The following is a 2,803-nucleotide window of genomic DNA, read 5'->3' on the forward strand; positions in this document are numbered from 1 at the left end:
AAACACCAGCGCCGGAGCGTTCGGCGTTGCGGCGACCTGCGCCTCGATCAGGCTCTGGATGCACGCCTCGCTCGGGAACTCGGCCACAGTGGCGTTCCAGTCGCCGAGGATGTGCTGTTGCTCGACCGCGGACAGCATCGACAACTCACCCAGCGCCGCCTGCGGATTGGCCACCAGCGCCAGCAGGAGGTGCTCGAAATGCGCGCCAAGTTGCGCCACGGTGTCGCCGGCCAGTTGCTGACGGTCGTAGCTCATGCGCACGGCCAGCTCGTCGCCCGCTTCGATCACCAGGGTCAGCGGGTAATGGGTCTGCTCCTGGCTGACCACCTTGTCGAACACCAGGGCGTCCGGCGCCGCGTTATGCAGCGCGTCGGCGATCGGGTAGTTCTCGAAGACCATGATCGAATCGAACAGCGCTTCGCCATTCCAGCCCGCCCAGCGCTGGATGTCATACAGCGGCGTGTGTTCGTGTTCGCGCAGGGCCAGGTTTTGCGCCTGGACCTGTTGCACCCACTCGGCGACGGTCTGCTCGACCCGAGGACGGCCCACCACCGGCAGGGTATTGATAAACAGGCCAAGCTGTTCTTCGACACCCGGCAGGTCGGCCGGACGCCCGGCGACGGTGGCGCCGAAGGTCACCCCGGACTGCCCGGTGTAACGCTGCAACACCAGCATCCATGCCGCTTGCAGCAGGGTGTTGGCGGTGACGCGCTGGTCGCGGGCGAAGTCGTTGAGACGACGGGTGTGTGCGCTATCCAGGGTCAACAGCAGATCGGCGAAGCCTTCACCCTCGACCGGTGCCTTGAACACCGGCACCAGGCGGGTCGGCTCGTCCAGCCCGGCCAGCTGGCCGAGCCAGAAGTCCTGACCAACCTGAGCGTCCTGACGTTGCAGCCATTCGATGTAGTCGCGGTAGCGCTTGCCGGCCGCCGCTACATGACCGCTGTAGCGCTGCAGCACTTCGCCGAGCATCCGCGAGTTGCTCCAGCCGTCGAGCAGGATGTGGTGGCTGGTGAACACCAGGTAGTGGCTGTCCTCGGCAGTGCGCAACAGGGTCAGGCGCAGCAGCGGGTCGCGTTGCAGATCGAAGCCGCGTTGTTTGTCCGCCTCGGCCCAGGCCGCCAGAGCCTCGTCCGATATGGTCTGGCCACGCAGGTCCAGCTCGGCGAACGACACCGCCACCTGGCGGCGAATCACCTGCAACGGCTGGGCGAAGCTGCTGACGAAATTCGCCCGCAGCACATCGTGGTTATCCACCACCGCCTGCCACGCCGCGCGGAAGCGCTCGACATCCAGGCCACGCACCTGCGCGAGCATCTGGTTCACGTAGCTGGAACCCTCCTGCTCGTACAGGCTATGGAACAGCATGCCCTGCTGCATCGGCGACAGTGGATAGACATCGGCGATCTGCGCCGCGGCCAGCGGCAGGCTGTCCAGTTGCTGCTGGTCGAGGCCGGCCAGCGGGAAGTCCGATGGCGTCACGCCGGCCACACCGGCGGCCACGCAGTGCTCGATCAGGTGTTGCAGTTCCTGGCCGTAGGCATCGGCCAGGGCTTGCACAGTCTGCACGTCGAACACTTCGTTGCTGAAGCTCCATGCCAGTTCCAGTTCACCCTTGAGCACCTGGCCGTTGATCGCCAACAGGCTGCCCAGTGGCGCCTCGGGGCTCTGGCCTTCGCCACTGCCTTCGCCGGACGGCGCGAACAGCGCGCCTTCGGCGGCGAAGCTGGCATCCAGTTGGCCGAGGTAGTTAAAGACAATCTCGCCCTGCGGCAATGCGGCGAGGCTGGCTTGCGCCGCGTCGCTGCCCAGGTAGCGCAGCACGCCATAACCGAGGCCTTTGTTCGGCACGCCGCGCAGTTGTTCCTTGATTGCCTTGATCGACGCGCCCAGCTCCGCGGCCGGGGTCAGTTTCACCGGGTACAGGCTGGTGAACCAACCGACGGTGCGGGTGGTGTCGAGGCCATCGAAGAGCTCTTCACGGCCATGGCCTTCCAGGCGCACCAGGGTCTCGGCGTGGCCACTCCAGCGGCTGATGACACGAGCCAGCGCGGTGAGCAGCAGGTCGTTGATCTGCGTGCGGTAGGCCGCCGGGGCGTCCTGCAGCAACTGGCGGGTCAGCGCACTGTTCAACTGCGTGCGAACGGTCGCTTCGTGCTGGTGCTGGCGGCCGCCGTCGGCACGGTCCAGCGGCAATGCGTCGCTGACGCCCTGCAACTGCGCCTGCCACCAGCCCAGTTCCTGCTCCAGCGCCGAAGTCCCGGCGAAGGTGCGCAGGTGTTCGGCCCAGACCTTGACCGAATGGGTCTTGGCCGGCAGCGCGGCACCGTTGTAGGCCGCTTGCAGGTCTTCCAGCAGGATGCGCCAGGACACACCGTCCACCGCCAGGTGATGGATCACCAGCAGCAAACGCTGTTCGCCCTGCGGCAGGTTGACCAGCAGTGCGCGCAACAGCGGGCCGTTCTGCAGGTCGAGGCTGCGTTGTGCTTCGTTGGTCAGTGCAGCCAATTGATCGCGGCTGGACAGCTCGCGTACCCACAGCAACTCGCCGGCAGCGGCGTCGCGGAAGCGTGCGCGACCCTCGACGAAGCTCAGGCGCAGCGCGTCGTGATGCACCAGCAGCGCCTGCAAGGCCGCCTCCAGCGGCGCGGCCTCCAGGTGCACGGTCGGCTTGAGCAGCACCGACTGGTTCCAGTGATGACGCTCTGGAATGGCACTGTCGAAGAACCAGTGCTGGATCGGCATCAGCGGGGTTTCGCCGGTCACCGGGCCCTGCTCGATACGCACCACTGCGGCACGGCTC

1 protein-coding gene is annotated in these 2,803 nt (G+C 66.5%); it reads right to left on the reverse strand.

The genetic code is table 11. The features are described from left to right. The coding region (locus tag DM374_RS32305) for a condensation domain-containing protein (RefSeq protein ID WP_225422677.1) at positions 1–2,803 on the reverse strand (2,803 nt) is incomplete at both ends.

Source organism: Pseudomonas huaxiensis (genome assembly GCF_003231275.1).
In the GTDB taxonomy this organism is placed as follows: Bacteria; Pseudomonadota; Gammaproteobacteria; order Pseudomonadales; family Pseudomonadaceae; genus Aquipseudomonas; species Aquipseudomonas huaxiensis.